The following is a 19209-nucleotide window of genomic DNA, read 5'->3' as shown; positions in this document are numbered from 1 at the left end:
CTTAGCCGATCGTCATCAGACTGGCATTGCCGCCGGCCGCTGCCGTATTCACGCTCAGGGCGCGCTCGATGAGCAGGCGCTCCAGCGGGATGGCGGTCTCGCCGCGGGCCAGGCCCTGGACGCCGACGATGGGGCCGTTGCGCTTGGCTACCAACTGGCAGACCTGGCGCAGCTGGTCGGAGTCACCGTGGTGCAGGACCGCCTCGAAGGCGACTTCATCCTTGCGCCAGTCGGCGGCTACCTGCACCCGCGACCGCACCGTTTGCGGCAAACGATTCAGGGTGACCTTGTGCGCCTCCTCGACCAGCGCGGTGCTGCCCACCGCCATGACCGCCGCCAGCTGTAGCAGCAGATCGCTTTCGTCTGCTGCCAGGCACAGTACTCGGCTGCGCGGCAGCAGGCTGTAGCTGTTGCGCTCGCCCGTCGGGCCGGGCAGCAGGCGGGTCAGGCCGCTCAGGGACTCCTCGGCGAATCTCAGGCAGGCCTGCTCCAACTCGCCCAAGCCCTGCTGCTTGGCCCAGTCATGCAGAGCGCCCAGCGGATTGCCGGCCTGTTGACGCAGGGCATCACGCACCTGCCATTCGGTCTCGCCAGTACTACCCTTGGCCAGGGCCACGGCCGGATCGCCATCCGGACGGGTGCTGAGCAGGCGATAGAGGTATAGCGGACCACCGGCCTTGGGACCGGTGCCCGAAAGGCCTTCGCCGCCAAAGGGCTGCACTCCGACCACCGCGCCGACCATGTTGCGGTTGACGTAGAGGTTGCCGGCATGGGCGCGCTCCACCACCTTGGCGATGGTCTCGTCGATGCGGGTGTGGACGCCAAAGGTCAGGCCGTAGCCGGTGGCGTTGATCTGGTCGATGACCTTGTCCAGGTCCTTGCGGCCATAGCGCACCACGTGCAGCACCGGCCCGAAGACCTCGCGACCCAGCTCGGCCAGGCTCTCCAGCTCGATCAGGGTGGGCATGACGAAGGTGCCGCGGTGGATGGCATCGCCTTCCACCCGTCCACCTTGGTGCACCCGGCGGCCTTTGCCGCGCAGGGCCTGGATGTGCTTGTCGATGGTGGCCTTGGCCTCGCCGTCGATCACCGGGCCGATGTCGATGGCCAGGTTCTCCGGGTTGCCCAGGCGGCATTCGGCCATGGCGCCCTTGAGCATTTCCAGTACGCGATCGGCCACGTCCTCCTGTACGCAGAGCACGCGCAGGGCCGAGCAGCGCTGACCGGCGCTGTCGAAGGCGGAGGCGACCACGTCGGCCACCACCTGCTCGGCCAGCGCCGAGGAATCGACGATCATGGCGTTCTGGCCACCGGTCTCGGCGATCAGCGGGATCGGCCGGCCCTGGGCGTCCAGGCGTCCGGCGATGTTGCGCGCCAGGATCTGGGCCACCTCGGTGGAGCCGGTGAACATCACGCCCTTGACCCGCACATCGTTGACCAGGGCGGCGCCGATGGTGGAGCCCTCGCCCGGCAGCAGCTGCAGCACGCCTTCGGGGATGCCGGCTTCCAGCAGGAGGCGCACGGCCTGGGCGGCGATCAGCGGGGTCTGCTCGGCCGGCTTGGCCAGCACGGTGTTGCCAGCGGCCAGGGCCGCGGCGATCTGGCCGCTGAAGATGGCCAAGGGGAAGTTCCAGGGACTGATGCAGACCACCGGACCCAGCGGGCGGTGGCTGTCGTTGGCGAAGTCGCGACGCACCAGGGCAGCGTAGTAGCGCAGGAAGTCCACCGCCTCGCGTACCTCGGCGATGGCGTTGGCGTAGGTCTTGCCGGCTTCGCGCACCAGCAGGCCCATCAGCGGCTGGATCTGCGCCTCCATCAGTTCGGCGGCACGGTCCAGGGCGGCGGCGCGCTGCTCGGGCGGCGTGGATTGCCAGATGGGCGCGGCGGCCAGGGCTTCTTCCAAGGCGATGTCGACATCGGCGCGGGTGGCGTTGCTGACCTGACCGACGCGGTCGCGGCGATCGGCCGGGTTGAGCACCGGCTGCGGAATCGACGGCTCACTGGCGCGACCCAGCAGCGGACGCGCCTCCCAGGCGGTGTTGCCACTGGCCAGCAGCGCAGCGGACAGCGAACCCAGGCGGTGTTCGCTGGACAGGTCCAGACCGCTGGAATTGCAGCGCTCGGCGCCGTACAGGGCACTCGGATGGGGAATGCGCGGATGCGGCAGGCCGATGCCGCCTTCGTTGGTGGACTGCTGCTCGATCTGCACCACCGGATCGGCCACCAGCTCGTCCAGGGAGATGGAGTGGTCGGCGATGCGGTTGACGAAGGAGGTGTTGGCGCCGTTTTCCAGCAGGCGGCGGACCAGGTAAGCCAGCAGCGTCTCGTGGGTACCCACCGGGGCATAGATGCGGCACGGGCGTGCCAGCTTGCCGTCCTTGACGCTGCCCACCACCTGCTCGTACAGCGGCTCGCCCATGCCGTGCAGGCACTGGAATTCGTACTGACCGGGGTAGTAGTTCTGCCCGCCGAGCTGATAGATGGCGGCCAGGGTGTGGGCGTTGTGGGTGGCGAATTGCGGGTAGATGGCTTCCGGCGCGGCCAGCAGCTTGCGCGCACAGGCCAGGTAGGCCACGTCGGTGTAGACCTTGCGGGTATAGACCGGATAGCCCTCCAGGCCTTCCACCTGGGCGCGCTTGATCTCGCTGTCCCAGTAGGCGCCCTTGACCAGGCGGATCATCAGGCGGCGACGGCTGCGGCGGGCCAGGTCGATCAAATAGTCGATCACCAGCGGGCAGCGCTTCTGGTAGGCCTGGATGACGAAGCCGATGCCGTTCCAGCCGGCCAGCTGCGGCTCGAAGGACAGGCGCTCCAGCAGATCCAGGGAGATCTCCAGGCGATCGGCTTCCTCGGCGTCGATGTTCAGGCCGATGTCGTAGCGCTTGGCCAGCAGAGTCAGCTCCAGCAGGCGCGGATAGAGCTCGCTCATCACCCGGTCGTACTGGGCGCGGCTGTAGCGCGGATGCAGCGCCGACAGCTTGATGGAGATGCCCGGGCCTTCGTAGATGCCACGGCCGTGGGAGGCCTTGCCGATGGAGTGGATGGCCTGCTCGTAGGAGGCCAGGTAGCGACGGGCGTCGGCCTCGGTCAGGGCCGCTTCGCCCAGCATGTCGTAGCTGTAGCGGAAGCCCTTCGCCTCGAACTTGCTGGCGTTGGCCAGGGCCTCGGCGATGGTCTCGCCGGTGACGAACTGCTCGCCCATCAGGCGCATGGCCATGTCCACGCCCTTGCGGATCACCGGCTCGCCGCTCTTGCCGATGAGGCGATTGAGCGAACTGGTGAGGCCGGCTTCGTTATGGGTCGAGACCAGGCGGCCGGTCAGCAGCAGGCCCCAGGTGGCAGCGTTGACGAACAACGAGGGGCTGTTGCCCAGGTGCGGCTGCCAGTTGCCGGTGCTGATCTTGTCGCGGATCAAGGCATCGCGGGTGCCCTTGTCGGGGATGCGCAGCAGGGCTTCGGCCAGGCACATCAGGGCCACGCCTTCCTGGGACGACAGTGAGAACTCACGGAGCAGACTCTGCACCATCCCGGAGCGCCCGGTTGCACCCTTGGCGTTGCGAAGCTTCTCGGCGATGCGGTGGGCCAGCTCGTGGGTGGCCTTGGCCTGGGCAGCGGGCAGGCGCGCCTGCTCCAGCAGCAGCGGCAGCAGCTCTTCTTCTGGGCGGCGATAGGCGGCGGTGATGGCCGAGCGCAGGACCGATTGCGGCAGGATGCTTTCAGCGAATTCCAGGAAGGGCTGATAGACCGGATCGGCCAGGGCTTCCACCGCCTCGTTGTCCCCCTCGGCCAGCCGCTGGGCGATACCCTGCAGATCGGCCAGGGTCGCACCGCTTTCCAGGGTTTCCAGATAGGTGAAGATAGCCTGCTTGATCAGCCAATGGGGCGTCCGATCGATACGGCGAGCCGCTTCCTTGAGGCGATCGCGAGTGGCTTCGTCGAGCTTTACGCCCAGGGTGGTAGTGGTGGCCATGCGCAGGTCCTCAAGCAAGAAGGCATCGAAATTCGGCGCAGCTTAGCGCCGCTCGAAAGAAAAGTGCAACCAAGTGCAACCCGGCAGGTTCTACCGTCGATCTGGTTGCACCAATGGCAAGGTAACAGATCGCAAAACTATGCAGAGATCAGGCCAAGGGTTGCGACCTGGTCGAACCCCCGCCACAGAGGAATCGCGCATTCGAATGACGACTTGGGAAAGTCGTTAGCCAGGCAAGTGTTACCTGGCTTCACACGGGGCCGGGCCTTTCACTGCAGGGACGGAAAGTACGGCAGCACGAACTCGCCCAGCTCCTGGACGACTTCGCTGGCCGGACGGCGCGAGGGACGCAGATTGAGCGCCAGGTGATTGACGCCCGCCTCCTGCAATTGGGTGAGATAGTCCACCAGCGCTCGCCGCCCACAGGACAGGCCGGCATGGATGGGCCGTGGGGGTTGGTCCGGATCACTGGCCAGCTCGAAGAACAGGCCCTGAGCGAAGGGCTTGAACAATTCGCGCCCGCCGATCTCGTTCAGCGCCTCGCGCCAGACCCGCGTCAGCGCCGGGACATGCTCGGCAGGCACGAAGTAATAGAACCAGCCATCGGCCTTGGCGGCGATCCAGTCCACCGTTTGCCGACTGCGCCCGGTCACCAACGCCGGGATGCGACCGTGCACCGGTTTGGGCACCAGATCGGCCAGCCCCTGCAGATCGCCGAAACGGCGGAATTCAGCCAGGGGAAAATTGGTTTCGCCGGCCAGCCGGAACATCTCGAAGGCATCGCGAAAGCGCTCGCCCCGTCGCTCGAACTCGCCTTCCAGGCCAAACGCCGGGTATTCCACCGGGCGATCGCCGGAGGCTACTCCCAACACCAGGCGACCATCGCTCAACTGATCGACCGAGGCCGCCATCTTGGCCAAGTGCAGGGGATGCCGCAGGGTGATGACGGCGCTGCCAGTGGCCAGGGTCAGGTGCTGGGTGATGCCGGCCAGATAGCCGAGATAGGTGAAGGGTTCGAATACCTGGCCGGCGTCGTTGAAACCAGGATCATAGAAGGGCACGTCGCGTGCCCAGAGCGCAGCGAAGCCCAATTGGTCGGCCAGCCGCGCCAGACGCGCATGGTCGCGCAGGGTCGGCATGGGATCATCGGGATAGCCCTCCAGCGGTAGCAGGAAGCCCAGGGTCAGGCGACCGGGTGCGAACAGCCGCGAAAAACCCGGATGCTGAAGGAAGGCGCGGCGACGCTCCGTGGTGGACATGGGGATTCCTTGCCAGAGAGGGAAAGCGAATGACCTTTCTATGGAGTCTAGCGGCATTCCAGGGTTCGCCGAGTGCCGGCTCGCTCATCCTCGAGCCACCCCCTTGCGACCCAGCGCGCCACGGACTGCGCATTCTCCGCCGCCCCGGCAGCCTGCATCGACCTTGGCACTCTCCTTATGCGGTCTTTTTACACCCCACCCTGCAAGCCATTTTTTCAGAAAATTATTTAACCTACTTTCTTCATATAAAGACAGACTAATAGCAAGGATAAACTTTTAGCTTTTTACTTTTATCAACTTCGCCAAATAGTGCTCGAGTCTCGCTATAGCTGAAACAAAAAGGCTTTTCTTGCAAACGGTGGTCGGCCAAGCCTCCAGGCAGAGCTTGAAGGGACACTCCATAAATAGATTTACCAATTTGGCGCATCTTCTTCGAAGCGGAAAATGCTCATCCCAGAGCCTTTCCAGCTGGTTTAAGATCTTTCCCTTTTTCTTTCCCTTGGCTCCGGAACATTTTTCCGAACATCAGGAATAGCATCCATGCAGTTGCACAATATGAGTGTTCGTACAAAGCTTTTTTCCGGTTTCACCGCCTTGATCATCCTCACACTGGCCATTGCCTACGCAGGCTGGTCTGGCATCCAGGCCTTGGGCCGGCGCGGCAATCTCATCGAGCAGTTCACCCAGATCGGCCTGCTCACTCGCGACATGCGCAATGCCCGCGGGGCCTTCGCCCTACTGCCGGAAACGGAGCAGGCCAATCGCTGGAAGCTCTCCATCGACGCCCTCGAAAAGCAACTGCAGGAAGCTCGCCCGCTGTTTCGACGCCCCCAGAGCCAGGCGCTGCTCGCCCGCACCGAGCAAACCCTCCAGGAATATCGTGACCTCTATCAGCAGACGCTGAAGGTGACCCAGGACCGCGATGCCACCATCCAGAGCATAAGAGAGACTGGCGATACGCTAGACAAGCAGCTTCAAGACGCCTCCAGCGCGCTGGATAGCCAGATCGACCATGGCGGCGTGCAATTCTCGTCCCTGCTGGCGGCCCTGCAAAAACTGCGAATCGACTTCCGCGTCTATGTGCTTAAATCCGCCGGCCCGCAGCAGGAAGCCCTGCAGACCTCACTGGGCAAGGTCGGTGCCGTACTCAAGACTCTGCCGGCCAGCAGCGCCTCGACCACGAGCCTGCAGCGACTGCCAGAACTCTTCGACCAGTATCAGCGCCAGATACAGCAGCTGTTCACCATTCAGAAGCAGTTCGAACAAGCCGACGACGGCCTGGACCAGCGCATCCTGGCGCTGCTCAAGACCGCCGACGAGATGAAGCAGGTGCAGAACCAGTTCCGTCTCGGCGATATCCGCGATGCCAAGCTGATGCTCTTTGGTGGCCTGCTTCTGGCGGTGCTGCTGAGCCTGGTCGCCGCCTGGATCATCACCCGCTCCATCGTGACGCCACTGCGCCAGACCCTCGGCACCGTGGAACGGATCGCCGCGGGCGACCTGACCGTCGAGACCCAGGCCGACCGCAAGGACGAACTCGGCCTCCTGCAGGCGGCCATGCAACGCATGATCGTCAATCTGCGCGAGCTTATCCGCGAGCAGAAAGACGGCGTCGTCCAGGTCGCCAGCGCCGCTGAAGAGCTCTCCGCCATCACCCAGCAGACGCGGGCGGGCGCCACGGCGCAAAAGGTGGAGACCGAGCAGATCGCCACCGCCATGCAGCAGATGACCGCCACCATTGGCGAGGTGGCCCGCAATGCCGAGCAGGCCTCCATGACCGCCCGCGAGGCCACGCTCAAGACTCGCGAAGGCGATGAGATGGTCAACCAGGTCGCCACCCAGATCGAAACCCTGGCGCAGGAAGTGGACAGTACCCAGGTGACCATGGAGCTGCTCAAGCAGGACGCCGACCGCATCGGCGGCGTGCTGGACGTGATCAAGGCTGTCGCCGAACAGACCAATCTGCTGGCGCTCAATGCGGCCATCGAGGCGGCCCGTGCCGGCGAGGCAGGTCGTGGCTTTGCCGTGGTGGCCGACGAGGTACGCGGGCTGGCGCAGCGCACCCGCTCTTCCACTGATGAAATCGCCAGCCTGATCACCAGCCTGCATGGCAGCACCGACAAGATGAGCGAGGCGCTGGAGCGCAACATCCAGTTGACCGGCGACAGTGTCGGCCTGACCCGCCAAGCCGGCGTGGTACTGGCCAGTGTCAGTAGCGCGGTGGGCGAAATCGAGGCCATGAACGAGCAGATCGCGGCTGCCGTCGAGCAGCAGAGCGCGGCGGGTGAGAACATCAGTCGCAGCGTGGTCAAGGTTCATGAGGTCGCCGACCAGACCGCCGCCGCCACCGAGGAAACCGCCGGCTCCAGTACCGAGCTGGCCCGCCTGAGCCTGCAACTGCAGGAGCTAACCGCACGCTTCAAGGTCTGACGCCAGCGCCGAAGCAGTTCGCCACCCGCTTCGGCGTTTGCCATCAATCCCGCTCGGCAAACCCAGGCTTCTGCACGTGCAAGCGCGGCCAGCGCGTCAGCCAGCCTTTGCTCGACAGGCGCTGGCGAAAGGCGTCGAGCCGGGGCCGCCAGGGATTCGGCGTCAAGTGCAAGGCGAAGAGCCCATCCTGGACGAAGGGGCTGACCACCTCGAGTTCGCCCGTCTCGGTGAGGCGCGCGGCCAGCGCGGACTCCACCTCGACCCAGAAACGCATGGCATCCAGGCTATCGGCATAGGGTGCATCGTCGTTGCGTAGATGCATGGCAGCCTGGTTGCGCACCGACCAGGGCCACCCCGGCGCCCGCTCCGCCAGGGCCATCTCGATGGCCCTGTCCCGTTCGGGCCGGCAGTCGGTCACATCGAAATAGATGACATCCAGATCTACCAGCGGTGTCGGCACGGTATAGCCGTGCAGCCGATCCCAGACCAGATTGCGCACGAAGCCGGCCGCCAGCCAGGCATCGGGCAGTTGTAATCCCGCAAGAACGGCAAGCAGCTGGCAGCGGACCGGATCCTCGCCGAGCCAGGTGGCGATGCGTTGCATCGCTGTCCTTTCCTCGGAGCCTGTTGAAAAGCTGCTATGCGTTGGCCAAACGGCGTTGGAAAGGCTTCGGATCTCATTTACCAGTTGTAAACTCCGCTTCCTCAGCCCTTTTCGTCTCGTTCGGCTCTAGCTCGCGAGACTTTGTACAGACTTTCCCATAGGACAGCCTACCCCGGTCAGGCCACCGAGGCGATGCGGTTGCCGGCGCTGGCCTTCTCGACCTTGATGGCGACGAACTTGGAGGTGGGCGTGAAACTGCCCTCGCCATAGCTCTCCAGAGGCACCAGCGGGTTGGTTTCCGGGTAGTAGCCGGCAGCCTGGCCGACCGGGATGTCGAACGGCAGCGCGGTGAAGCCGCGGACCCGGCGCTCGATGCCGTCGTCCCACAGGGCGATCAGATCCACCTTCTCGCCGGCCGCCACGCCTAGGCGATCCAGATCGGCCTGGTTGACGAAGACCACGTCGCGCTGGCCCTTCACGCCGCGATAGCGGTCATCCAGGCTGTAGATGGTGGTGTTGTACTGGTCATGGGATCTCATGGTCTGCAGGATCAGGTCCGGCTTCACGCCCTGGCGGCGGACCGCGTCCGGCAACAGGTCATGCAGCAGCGCATTGGCGGCGAAGTTGGCCTTGCCAGTGGCGGTGTTCCACTCCCGGCGACCGGCCTTGTTGCCCAGGTAGAAGCCACCGGGGGCGGCCATGCGGGCATTGAAGTCCTGGAAGCCGGGGATGACGTCGGCGATCAGGTCGCGGATGCGGTCGTAGTCCTCGATCAGCCAATCCCAATCCACCGGATGGTTGCCCAGCACGGCCTTGGCCAGACCGGCGACGATGGCCGGCTCGGACTTCATCTGCGCCGACAGTGGCCGCAGGATGCCGGCGGAGGCATGCACCATGCTGAAGCTGTCTTCCACGGTGATGGCCTGCTTGCCGCCCTTCTGCACATCCATCTCGGTGCGACCCAGGCAGGGCAGGATCAGCGCCTGCTGACCGGTCACCAGGTGGCTGCGGTTGAGCTTGGTGGCGATGTGCACGGTCAGCCGGCACTTGCGCAGCGCCTTGTGGGTGCGTGGGGTGTCCGGGGTGGCCTGGGCGAAGTTGCCGCCCAGGGCGATGAAGACCTTGGCCTGGCCCTGTTCCATGGCGGCGATGGCCTCCACGGTGTTGTGACCGCGATTGCGCGGCGGCTCGAAGGCGAAGCGCTTGGCCAGGGCGTCGCTGAGCCAGGCCGGGGCCTTCTCGTCGATGCCCATGGTGCGGTCGCCCTGGACGTTGCTGTGGCCGCGCACCGGGCAGAGACCGGCACCAGGCTTGCCGATCTGGCCGCAGAGCAGCTGCAGGTTGGCGATTTCCTGCACCGTGGCCACCGAATGGCGGTGCTGGGTGATGCCCATGGCCCAGCAGATGATGACCTTCTCAGCGCGGGCATACATGCGCGCGGCCTGCTCGATCTCGTGCAGCGACAGCCCCGACTGGCGCTCGATCAGCTCCCAGGAGGTGGCGTCGACCTGAGCCAGGTAGTCGTCCATGCCCAGGGTATGGGCAGCGATGAACTCATGGTCGAAGATACGCTTGGCGCCCTTGGCAGCGGCCTCGCGCTCCCACTGCAGGAGGTACTTGGCGATGCCGCGCAGCGCCGCCATGTCACCGCCCAGAGCCGGACGGAAATAGGCGGTGTTGGTCGGCCGCGAGTCGTTGGTGAGCATCTCCAGCGGACTTTGCGGATGCTGGAAACGCTCCAGACCCCGCTCCTTGAGCGGGTTGAAGCAGATCACCTGGGCACCGCGCTTCACCGCGTTGCGCAGGGTCTCGATCATCCGCGGGTGGTTGGTGCCGGGGTTCTGGCCGATGACGAAGATGGCATCCGCCTCGTCCAGGTCGTGATAGGTCACGGTGCCCTTGCCGACGCCGATGCTGCGGCCCAGGCCGACGCCGCTGGCCTCGTGGCACATGTTCGAGCAGTCGGGGAAGTTGTTGGTGCCATAGGCGCGCACGAACAGCTGATAGAGGAAGGCCGCCTCGTTGCTGGCGCGCCCCGAGGTGTAGAACTCGGCTTCGTCGGGGCTGGCCAGGGTCTTGAGCTCCTTGGCGATCAGCGCGAAGGCGGCATCCCAGGCGATGGGCACATAGCGATCGGTGGCCGCGTCATAGCGCAGCGGCTCGGTCAGCCGGCCCTGGTATTCGAGCCAGTAGTCGCTCTGCTCCAGCAGCGAGGTCACGCTGTGGCGAGCGAAGAAGGCGGCATCGACGCGGCGCTTGGTGGCCTCCCAGTTGACCGCCTTGGCGCCGTTCTCGCAGAACTTCACCAGGCCGTTTTCCGGCGCCTCGCCCCAGGCGCAGCCGGGGCAGTCGAAGCCATGGTCCTGGTTGGTCTTGAGCAGGGTGCGCAGATTCTTGAAGGCGTTGCCGCTGTCGAGCCAGAAGTGCACCACGCTCTTCAGGGCGCCCCAGCCGGCGGCGGGGCCTTGATAGGGTTTGAAGGACTGCTGAGGTTTGTTCATGGCGATACCTGTGGGATCAAGGGGCAACGGGCGCCGGGGCATAGACCCGCGGTGGCGACCGGTGCGGCAGGTGGATCAGATTGAGACGATGGCGGCGCGCCCATTCCACGGCGAGCCCGGTGGGGGCCGACAGGGTGATGAGGGTAGCGAGTCCGGCACGCACCGCCTTGTGGATGAGTTCGAGGCTGCAGCGACTGGTGACTACCACGCAGCCCTCGCGCACCGGCTGGCGCTGGCGCAGCAGGGCACCGATGAGCTTGTCCAGGGCGTTGTGGCGGCCGATGTCTTCGCGGCACAGGGTCAGCTCGCCCTGAGCGTCGATGAACAGCGCGGCATGTACCGCCCCGCTGCGTTGCCCAAGATCCTGGGCGGCGTCGATACGCTGGCGCAGGTCATGCAGATGGGCGGCCGGGGGCAGCCGCACCTTGCGCAGTCGATCCAGCTGCGGCAGCGCCTGCTCCAGGGCCTCGACCCCGCACAGGCCGCAACCGCTGGTGCCGGCCAGTTGCCGACGCTGCTGCTTGAGCGCCCAGAAGGTGCGGCTGCTGATCTCGACGTCGACATTGAGCGCCTCGCCCACACGCCGCACCTGGATGCCATAGATGTCGTCGATGGCATCGACGATGCCGGCGCTGAGGCTGAAACCGACCACGTAGTCTTCCACGTCGGCCGGCGTCGCCATCATCACCGCATGGCTGATGCCGTTGTAGGCGATGGCCAACGCCACCTCTTCGGCCAGCGGCTGTTCGCCCCGCACGGTAGGCTGCTCCAGCTCGGCGAAGGCATAGCCGGCAGGAGGCGCGGCAACGAGGTCTGGCGATTGCTGAGACATGGGCGAAAACGACCTGCGGCGGTTTGACACAGATCAAAGATTAACCAGCACATCCCGGGGCGTCTAATCGCTATGACCGATGCCTTGATAAACGCTATCTATCACTCTCGGCGTAGAGCGCCTTGACCGCCTGGAAACAGGCATCGGCGACCGCCAGTCGGGGCTCGGTCCGACGAATGAGCAGGCCCAGGGGCGTCAGGGTGCGGGCCGTGTCGATGGGAATCAGCCGCGCATGGGGCGTAAGGCGATCGAAGCCGCCGGCCAGGGGTACCACGGCGCAGCAGAGTCCGGCATTGACCGCCTGCAAGAGCAGATAGACCGCATCGGTCTCCAGCACCGGCTGCGGCGTCAGGCCCAGGCTGCGAAAGCCGTGATCCACCGACTGGCGAAAATGCATGGCGCCGGTCAGCAGACCGAGCGGCAACCCGGCCACCGCCTGCCAGTCCAGCGCGGCCTGGTCGAAGCTGAAATGGCGCTCGTCATAGAGCAGGCCCATGCGCGTCTCGGTCAGGGTCAGGCTGTCGAAGCGCGTCGGATCCAGGTGTTCCAGGTAGGAGATGCCCAGCTCCAGGCGATTGCTGGCCACGGCTTCGAGGATGCGCTCAGTGCTCAGCACCTGCAGCTGGAAATGCAGCTTGGGGTGCAACAGGCGCAGGTGCTGCAGCAGCGGCATGGGATCGAAGCTGGCTAGGGGCACCAGGCCGACCCGCAGCGTACCCACCAGTTGCCCCTGGAAGGCCTGGGCTTCGGCATAGAGACCGTCGTGGGCGGCCATCAGGGTACGCGCCCAGGCAAGGATACGCTGACCGGCCTCGGTGAAACCCTCGAAACGCTGCCCGCGGCGCACCAGCTCCACGCCCAGTTCGTCTTCCAGACCGCGCAGGCGCATGGACAGGGTCGGCTGGGTGACGTGACAGCGCGCCGCCGCCTGGCCGAAGTGGCGCGTCTCGTCCAGGGCGATGAGAAAACGCAGTTGCTTGATATCCACAGATTACCTCCAGGCGCTCTGCCCCCTCTCCCACTGGGAGAGGGCCGGGGTGAGGGTCGCCAGGACTGCGGCAGTCGTCACTGCGGCAGCAACTCCCGATAGTCCCGCACCGCCTCGAACTCCTCGCTGTCCTTGGGCCCGCGGCGGCTGTCCGGCTCGTGGATCGCCAACAGGTGGGCGACCCCGTAGTCACGAGCGCTGCGCAGGATCGGCAAGTTGTCGTCGATGAACAGGGTACGCGCCGGATCGAAGGCGAAGTCGGCCTGCAGGGCGTGCCAGAACTGCTGTTCTTCCTTGGGGAAGCCGTAGTCGTGGGAACTGATCAACCGGTCGAAATAGGGCGCCAGTTCGATGCGCTCCAGCTTCAGCGACAGGGAATCGCGATGGGCGTTGGTGATCAGCGCCACGCGCTTGCCGGCGCGCTGCAGGGCGGCGAGAAAGGTGTCGGCGTCGGGTCTCAGGGCGATCAGGTGAGCGATCTCCTCCTTGAGTTCGCGCATGGAAAAGCCCAGCTCGGCGCTCCAGAAGTCCAGGCAATACCAGGTCAGCTTGCCCTGGTGGCTGAAAAACAGCGGCTCCAGCTCGGCCTTGGCCAGCGCCAGGGACTGGCCGTGGCGCTCGGCATAGCGCTGCGGCAGGTACTCCAGCCAGAAATGGTTGTCGAAATGCAGATCGAGCAGGGTGCCGTCCATGTCCAGCAACACGGTATCGATACGGCTCCAGTCGAGAGGGGTCATGGTGACTCCGGATCATGTAACAGGCGGGTTATCATACCCGTCCGCCCAGCCCAGGAGCCGTCCATGCGCCAGAAACCCACTGTTCTCGCCCGACAGATCGTGGCCAAGAGCCGTCTGTTCACCGTCGAGGAGATGCAGTTGCGCTTCGCCAACGGCGAGGAGCGCACCTACGAGCGCCTGGCCAACAAGGGCACCGGTCACGGCGCGGTGATGGTGGTGGCCCTGCAGGACGCCACCCGCGCCCTGCTCATCGAGGAATACTGCGGCGGCGTGGAAGACTACGAACTGTCGCTGCCTAAGGGTCTGGTGGAACCGGGCGAAGAGATCCTCGACGCCGCCAATCGCGAACTCAAGGAAGAGGCGGGTTTCGGTGCCCACCAGCTGGAATACCTCACCGCGCTGTCGCTGAGCCCCGGCTACATGAGTCAGCGCATCCATGTGGTGCTGGCCCGCGACCTCTATCCGGAGCGCCTGCCGGGCGATGAACCCGAGCCTCTCGAAGTCAGCAGCGTCGACCTGCGCGAACTGTCGCAGCTGGTGCAGAATCCGCGCTTTTCCGAAGGCCGCGCCCTGGCCGCCCTCTACCTGGTGCGCGACCTGCTCACCCAACGCGGAGAACTGCCGGCATGATGGCGCCCGTTTCCATTACCGCTCCGCTGGTGCTCAACGTCGTCGACCTGGTGCGCCAGGCTGGCGCGGCCATCCTGCCCCATTGGCGCCAGGGCGTGGCGGTGCGGCAGAAGAGCGACGACTCGCCGGTGACCGCCGCCGACCTCGCCGCCCACCGGGTGCTGGCCGAAGGCCTGGCGCGGCTGACCCCGGACGTGCCGGTGCTGTCGGAAGAAGCCTGTGACATCCCCTTCGCGGCGCGTAGCGCCTGGGACGTCTGGTGGGTGGTCGACCCCCTGGACGGCACCAAGGAATTTATCGACGGCAGCGAGGAATTCACCGTCAACGTGGCCCTGGTCGAGCGCGGCCAGGTGATCTTCGGCGTGGTCGGCATCCCCACCCGGGACGTCTGCTTCAGCGGCGGCCGCGAACTGGGCGCCTTCCGCATCCAGGGCGAGGACGGCGTCGAGATCGGCGTGCGCACCCAACCGGAAGAAGCCTTCACCGTGGTCGCCAGTCGCCGTCACGGCAGTCCGGCGCAGCAGCGCCTGCTGGAAGAACTGGGCACCACCCTGGGCGAACCCAAGCTGGTCAGCGTCGGCAGCTCGCTCAAGTTCTGCCTCCTGGCCGAAGGCCTGGCCGACTTCTATCCCCGGCTCGCCCCCACCTCCCAGTGGGACACCGCCGCCGCCCAAGGGGTGCTGGAAGGCGCTGGCGGCGAGGTCCTGACCCTGGACGGCCAGCCCCTCACCTACGAGATGCGCGAGTCCTTTCTCAATCCGCACTTCCTCGCCCTGCCCCGCGAGGCCGCCTGGAGGCAGCAGGTGCTGGAGCTGGCCGGCTCCTTGGGCGACGCCTGAGCCGTCAGACCACGACCCTGGCCAGCTCCGGCACATCACCCGACAGGCCCAGGGCGCGGCGCACGAACAGCGCCTTGGCCTCGAAATGGCGATCGACCTGCTTGAGCGCGGCGTTGCGCAGCCAGCGCAGCGGCAGGCGGTCGTCCTGGAACAGCCGCTGGAAGCCTTCCATCGCCGCCATCATCGCCAGGTTGTGCGGCATGCGGCGGCGCTCGTAACGTTCCAGCACCCGCTGTTCGGCGATGGATTCACCGCGGGCCTGGGCATGGCGCAGTTCCTCGGCCAGCACCGCGGCATCGAGAAAGCCCAGGTTGACGCCCTGCCCGGCCAGCGGGTGGATGACGTGGGCGGCATCGCCGATCAGCGCCAGGCCAGGCTCCACATAGCGCTTGGCATGGCGCTGGCGCAGCGGGATGCACAGCCGCGTGTCGCTGCATTCCACCTTGCCCAGGCGATGCTCGAAGGCCTCGCCCAAGGCCTGGCAGAAGGCCGCGTCGTCCAGGGCCATCAGCCGCTCGCCCTGCTTGGGCGTGCAGGACCAGACGATGGAGCACCAATTCGTGTCGCCGCCGCGATCCAGCGGCAGGAAGGCCAGCGGGCCGTCGTCGGTGAATCTCTGCCAGGCGGTGCGCTGGTGCGATTCGGCGCAGCGCACGCTGGTGACGATGGCATGGTGCAGATAGTCCCACTCGCGGGTTTCCAGCCCGGCCAGGCGACGCACGGCGGAGGTGGCGCCATCGGCGGCCACCACCAACGGCGCGCGGATCTGACGATCGCCGGCCAATTGCACCAGCCACTGGTCGCCGGAGCGACGCAGCAACTCCAGGCGCGCCTCCGGCAGGAGCAGGACGTTGGCCTCGGCCAGGCGTTCGAGCAGGGCCTCCTGCACCACGCGATTCTCGACGATGTGGCCGAGCACCTCGGCGTGCACGCTGGCGGCATCGAAATGCACGGCGCCGGTACCGGAGCCGTCCCAGACGTGCATCGCCTGGTAGGGACTGACGCGGCGCGCCAGGATGCCGTCCCAGGCGCCCAGGCGCTGCAGGATGCGCTGGCTGGCCAGCGACAGGGCGCTGACCCGGGGCTCGAAGGGCAGGTCGCTTTCGACCGCGCCCGGGGTGAGCGGGCCGCGGTCGAGCAGCACCACCGACAGGCCGCTGTCGGCCAGCGCCAGGGCCAGGGCGCTGCCGACCATGCCGGCACCGACGATCACCAGATCCGCATGGGTCAGCATGCTCGTTTCTCCTCGCAGGTCAGGGACGGGTACCCAGGCCCATGGCCTGGCGGGCGAAGGCACTCTTGGCCGGTGGGCACAGCTCCAGGCCGACCAGGCCCAGGTTGCGTCCGGCACTGAGCCAGGGCCGGCTGTTGGAAAACAGCCGGGTGATGCGATCGGAAAAGCCGATGGTCAGCTGCTGATCCAGACGCTGACGCTGCAGATAGTCCTGCAAGGTGGCGAAATCACCGGGCGCCGCGCCGCTTTCCAGCAGGCACTCGGCCAGGCTGTCCACGTCGCGCAGAGACAGATTGAAGCCCTGACCGGCGATGGGATGCAGGCTGTGGGCGGCGTTGCCCAGCACCACCAGATGCGGGCGGACCTGTTCGTTAGCCTCCAGTAAGGTCAGCGGATAGGCGTGACGGGTGCCGACCTGGGTGAAGCTGCCCAGGCGATAGCCCACCGCCTGCTGCAATTCGGCGAGAAAGACGGCATCGGGCGCCTGTTGCAGCCGCAATGCTTCGGCATCCGGCTGGGTCCAGACCAGGGCGCTGCGCTGGCCCGGCAGGGGCAGCAGCGCCAGGGGACCATGGGGCGTGAAACGCTCGAAGGCGCGGCCGCCATGCCCCAGATTGGTCGAGACGTTGGCGATCAGCGCGGTCTGCTCGTAGACCGTGCGGCGCACCTCGATGCCGAGGGATTCGCGCAGCGCCGATCGCCCACCGTCGGCCAGCACCGCCAGGCCGCATTCGAGGATGTCGCCATCCTCCAGCTCTAGGCGATAGCCGTCGGCAACGGCGGTGAGCGTGCGTACCTCGGCCGGGCAGCGCCATTCCACCACCTCGCGATCCAGTGCCTGCCAGAGCACCTGGCCGATCCAGGCGTTCTCCACCACATAGCCCAGCGCCGGCAGATTTTCGTCGCGGGCGAGCAGCTGGGTCACGCCGAAGCGACCCTGGTCGGAAACCTGGATCTCGCGGATCGCCTCGGCATGCTCGGCCAGGGCGTCCCAGACACCGAGGCGCTGGTAGATCAGCCGCGAGCCATAGGAGAGCGCCGAGGAGCGGGCATCGTAGCTGGGCTGATAGGTGTCGCCGGGGGCGAAGGGCTCCACCAGCAGGATGCGCCAGCCGCGCGCCTTGGCGCCGGCCTGCAGGGCCAGGGCCAGACTGGCGCCCACCAGGCCGCCACCGATGATGGCGATATCAGGACGTTGCATGAGCGTTCTCCCGGCGGTCGCGCGCGGCCGCCATCAAGCCTTCGATCTCCGCGGCCGCCTTGGGCAGGCCGGCGGTCAGCACCTCGCAACCACTGCGCGTCACCAGCACCTCATCTTCGATGCGGATGCCCAGGCCGCGCCATTTGCGCGGCACCTCGGCCTCCACCGGGATGTACAGTCCAGGCTCCACGGTCAGCACCATGCCGGGCTCCAGCATCCGCCACTGATCGCCGATGCGGTATTCGCCGACATCGTGGACATCCAGCCCCAGCCAGTGTCCGGCGCGGTGCATGTAGAACTCACGACAGGCGCCCGCCTCGATCAGGTCGTCCAGTTCGCCCTGCAGCAGACCCAGGGCGAGCAGCCCCTCGGTGATCACCCTGACCGTGGCTTCGTGGGGTTCGTTCCAGTGCCGTCCGGGCGCCACGCAGGCGATGGCGGCCTGGTTGGCGGCCAGCACGATGTCGTACAGCTGCCGCTGCTCCGGCGAGAAGCGGCCATTGACCGGAAAGGTGCGGGTTACGTCGCTGGCATAGCACTCCAGTTCGCAGCCGGCGTCGATCAGCACCAGGTCGCCGTCGCGCAGGGGCGCGTCGTTGGCCTGGTAATGCATCACGCAGGCGTTGGCCCCCGCGGCGACGATGGAGCCATAGGCCGCCAGCCGTGCGCCCCCCTGGCGAAAGCAGTAGTCCAGCTCCGCCTCCAGGTGATACTCGCGCAGCCCCGGCCGGCAGGCCTGCATGGCACGCAGGTGGGCGGCGCAGGTCAGCTCGGCGGCGGCCTTGAGCAGGCGCACCTCGGCGGCCGACTTGTACAGTCGGCTGTCGTGCAGCAGGGTATCCAGCGCCAGCAGCTCTCGTGGCGGCGAGGCGCCCTGATCGGCCTTGGCGCGGATCAGTTCGATCCAGTTGAGCAGTTGCCGCTCGAATTCCGGATGGGCACCCATGGCGTAGTAGACCCGCTCGCGGCCTTCCAGCAGGCCGGGCAGGATGTCGTCCAGATCGCCGATGGGAAAGGCGTCGTCCGCGCCATAGTCGGCCAGCGCCCCTTCCTGACCCGCGCGCCGGCCCTCCCAGCGCTCCATCTCCAGGTCCCGCTCGCGGCAGAACAGCAGGTATTCACCATGGGCACGGCCGGGAATCAGCACGGCCAGGGCCTCGGGTTCGGGAAAGCCAGTGAGGTACTGGAAATCGCTGTCCTGGCGATAGGGCTGCTCGATGTCGCGGTTGCGCAGGCACACCGGCGCAGCGGGCAGCAGGGCAATGCCGCCGTGGCCGATCTCGGCCATCAGGGCGCGGCGGCGGCGGGCGAATTCGGCCTTGTGGATTCGCGGCATGGCCGCTCAGTGCACCACGGGCGCAGGTTCGGGGAGAGGACCGCGGCCGTACTCGCCATAGAGCAGCAGCGGAGCCACGCGCAGGTATTCGGTGACTTCCATGAAGTCGGTCTCACCCTCTTCGCCTTCCTCGGCGGGCTCCTGGATCTGCGCGATAGCCGCCAGGTCTTCGAGCACCTCGCGTGCCTCGCCGGAGACTTCGCCCGTGCGCCCGGACAGGCCGAAACCGGCCAGAAAGCCCTGGCACCACTCGCCCAGGGCGGCGGTGCGCTCGACCAGGGGGAATTCGTCCGGTGGCAGCATCAGCACCAGGGCCACCTGCTGACCGGCGAATTCCTGCTGCACCATGCCCAGCAGCCCCGAGAGCGCCGCCTGCAGACGTTCGCCCGGCGCGCCACCGAGCAGCTCGCTGGCCGCGGCCAGCCAGTCGTTCTCGTCGAAGCCCGCGCCCCCACAGACCCGACCGAGCAGGTGACCGTGGAGTTCGGCGGGCGAGACCGGCAGAGCGGCCTCGGCAAGCAGGGTGGAGAAGGCGGCGTAGGCGGATGCTGAGCTGGACATGGCGTCGAGGTGAGGCGCTGGCTAGAATGAAGCCTTATCCTACGCGCTGACCCCGCCGGCGGCCAATCTCGTTGCACCCTTCTGGAG

The 19209-nt window shown here is 66.5% G+C and carries 14 protein-coding genes and 1 pseudogene; 4 read left to right on the top strand and 11 right to left on the bottom strand.

Annotation, left to right across the window (positions count from 1 at the left end; translation table 11 throughout):
- Position 1: 1 nt before the first annotated feature.
- Positions 2 to 3970 (bottom strand): trifunctional transcriptional regulator/proline dehydrogenase/L-glutamate gamma-semialdehyde dehydrogenase, encoded by a 3969-nt coding sequence (gene putA / locus AX284_RS08900; RefSeq protein ID WP_068384711.1) that lies wholly within the window; start codon positions 3968 to 3970, stop codon positions 2 to 4.
- 269 nt (positions 3971 to 4239) lie between these two features.
- A complete protein-coding gene (locus tag AX284_RS08895) occupies positions 4240 to 5229 on the bottom strand; it encodes an LLM class oxidoreductase (protein ID WP_017639440.1) in 990 nt (329 codons plus the stop codon).
- A gap of 540 nt (positions 5230 to 5769) precedes the next feature.
- Here AX284_RS08895 and AX284_RS12345 point away from each other — a divergent pair.
- Both AX284_RS12345 and AX284_RS12340 read left to right on the top strand, forming a co-directional pair.
- A pseudogene (locus AX284_RS12345) lies at positions 5770 to 6804 on the top strand (methyl-accepting chemotaxis protein); the annotation flags it as partial.
- Positions 6787 to 7659 carry a methyl-accepting chemotaxis protein gene (locus tag AX284_RS12340; RefSeq protein WP_371913874.1) on the top strand — a complete coding sequence of 291 codons (873 nt, stop codon included), beginning with the start codon at positions 6787 to 6789 and terminating at the stop codon, positions 7657 to 7659. The pseudogene AX284_RS12345 and the gene AX284_RS12340, both read left to right, overlap by 18 nt.
- A gap of 43 nt (positions 7660 to 7702) precedes the next feature.
- Here the strand turns inward: AX284_RS12340 and AX284_RS08885 are convergent, their stop codons facing one another.
- From AX284_RS08885 to yrfG, 5 genes are all read right to left on the bottom strand, one after another.
- Complete coding sequence (locus AX284_RS08885; protein WP_017639438.1) at positions 7703 to 8263, bottom strand: nucleotidyltransferase family protein; 561 nt, start codon at positions 8261 to 8263, stop codon at positions 7703 to 7705.
- Between the two features lie 176 nt (positions 8264 to 8439).
- Entirely contained in the window at positions 8440 to 10764 is a 2325-nt protein-coding gene (locus tag AX284_RS08880) for an FdhF/YdeP family oxidoreductase (RefSeq protein ID WP_068384708.1), read from the bottom strand.
- 16 nt (positions 10765 to 10780) lie between these two features.
- Positions 10781 to 11596, bottom strand: a complete 816-nt coding sequence (gene fdhD, locus AX284_RS08875; protein ID WP_064307807.1) for a formate dehydrogenase accessory sulfurtransferase FdhD — start codon at positions 11594 to 11596, stop codon at positions 10781 to 10783.
- Positions 11597 to 11690: 94 nt separating this feature from the next.
- Positions 11691 to 12584, bottom strand: coding sequence for a LysR family transcriptional regulator (locus tag AX284_RS08870; protein WP_017639436.1), 894 nt, complete (start codon positions 12582 to 12584; stop codon positions 11691 to 11693).
- 77 nt (positions 12585 to 12661) lie between these two features.
- Positions 12662 to 13321, bottom strand: a complete 660-nt coding sequence (gene yrfG, locus AX284_RS08865; protein ID WP_068384705.1) for a GMP/IMP nucleotidase — start codon at positions 13319 to 13321, stop codon at positions 12662 to 12664.
- A 63-nt stretch (positions 13322 to 13384) separates the two neighbouring features.
- Between yrfG and nudE the strand changes: the two genes are divergently transcribed.
- Positions 13385 to 13951 carry an ADP compounds hydrolase NudE gene (gene nudE, locus AX284_RS08860; protein WP_059316538.1) on the top strand — a complete coding sequence of 189 codons (567 nt, stop codon included), beginning with the start codon at positions 13385 to 13387 and terminating at the stop codon, positions 13949 to 13951.
- Positions 13948 to 14790 carry a 3'(2'),5'-bisphosphate nucleotidase CysQ gene (gene cysQ, locus AX284_RS08855; RefSeq protein ID WP_068384701.1) on the top strand — a complete coding sequence of 281 codons (843 nt, stop codon included), beginning with the start codon at positions 13948 to 13950 and terminating at the stop codon, positions 14788 to 14790. Before nudE ends, cysQ begins: the two co-directional genes overlap by 4 nt.
- A gap of 4 nt (positions 14791 to 14794) precedes the next feature.
- Here cysQ and AX284_RS08850 read toward each other — a convergent pair whose 3' ends face one another.
- Genes AX284_RS08850 through AX284_RS08835 form a run of 4 tightly spaced genes read right to left on the bottom strand, consistent with a single transcriptional unit; the run spans position 14795 to position 19122 of the window.
- On the bottom strand, positions 14795 to 16024 hold the full coding sequence (locus tag AX284_RS08850) for a 2-octaprenyl-3-methyl-6-methoxy-1,4-benzoquinol hydroxylase (RefSeq protein WP_068384698.1): 1230 nt from the start codon (positions 16022 to 16024) through the stop codon (positions 14795 to 14797).
- A 19-nt stretch (positions 16025 to 16043) separates the two neighbouring features.
- Positions 16044 to 17225 carry a 2-octaprenyl-6-methoxyphenyl hydroxylase gene (gene ubiH, locus AX284_RS08845; protein WP_068384694.1) on the bottom strand — a complete coding sequence of 394 codons (1182 nt, stop codon included), beginning with the start codon at positions 17223 to 17225 and terminating at the stop codon, positions 16044 to 16046.
- Positions 17212 to 18561 (bottom strand): Xaa-Pro aminopeptidase, encoded by a 1350-nt coding sequence (gene pepP / locus AX284_RS08840; protein ID WP_068384691.1) that lies wholly within the window; start codon positions 18559 to 18561, stop codon positions 17212 to 17214. Before pepP ends, ubiH begins: the two co-directional genes overlap by 14 nt.
- 6 nt (positions 18562 to 18567) lie before the next feature.
- Positions 18568 to 19122 (bottom strand): UPF0149 family protein, encoded by a 555-nt coding sequence (locus tag AX284_RS08835; protein ID WP_068384688.1) that lies wholly within the window; start codon positions 19120 to 19122, stop codon positions 18568 to 18570.
- Between the last annotated feature and the right edge of the window lie 87 nt (positions 19123 to 19209).

It is taken from the genome of Pseudomonas sp. HUK17, assembly GCF_001566765.1.
Note: the sequence above shows the minus strand (reverse complement) of the source record. Positions and strands in the feature narration are given on the sequence as shown.